The following is a 639-nucleotide window of genomic DNA, read 5'->3' on the forward strand; positions in this document are numbered from 1 at the left end:
ACGTCGGCGTCGGTGCCGCCGCAGGGTGGTCGTAAGCATCCGCACCAGGAGTTCATCCAGGTGGACACCTCGAACGTGCTGTTCATCGTGGCGGGGGCGTTTGCGGGGTTGGACGACATCGTGGCGGCGCGGGCGCGCAAGCGGGGTGTGGGTTTTGGTGCGCCGATCGAGACGGGTGCGGGGGAGGACCTGTTTGCGCAGGTGCGCCCGGAGGATCTGCACCGGTTCGGGTTGATCCCGGAGTTCATCGGGCGGTTGCCGGTGATCGCGTCGGTGGCGGCGTTGGACCGGGAGGCGTTGGTGCGGATCTTGACCCAGCCGCGGAATGCGTTGGTGAAGCAGTATCAGCGGATGTTCGCGATCGACGGGGTGGAGCTGGAGTTCACCGAGGGTGCGGTCGAGGCGGTCGCGGAGCAGGCGTTGTTGCGCGGGACGGGGGCGCGGGGGTTGCGCGCGATCATGGAGGAGGTGTTGCAGCAGGTGATGTTCGACGTGCCGTCGCGTGATGACGTGGAGCGGGTCGTGATCACGCGCGAGGTCGTGCTGGACAACGTCAATCCCACGATCGTGCCGCGCACCACGACCGCGCGAGCACGCACCCCGCGCGAGAAGTCCGCCTGACCCCGACGACCGTCGACC

At 68.2% G+C, this 639-nt stretch carries 1 protein-coding gene; it reads left to right on the top strand.

What is annotated here, in order from left to right; translation table 11 throughout:
- Positions 1–621 (top strand): AAA family ATPase (locus GWJ10_RS19535; protein WP_163188960.1); only part of this gene is annotated, 621 nt, incomplete at its 5' end.
- Between the last annotated feature and the right edge of the window lie 18 nt (positions 622–639).

Origin of the sequence: Cellulosimicrobium sp. SL-1, assembly GCF_011033075.1 — a bacterium.
Classification (GTDB): Bacteria; Actinomycetota; Actinomycetes; order Actinomycetales; family Cellulomonadaceae; genus Cellulosimicrobium; species Cellulosimicrobium funkei.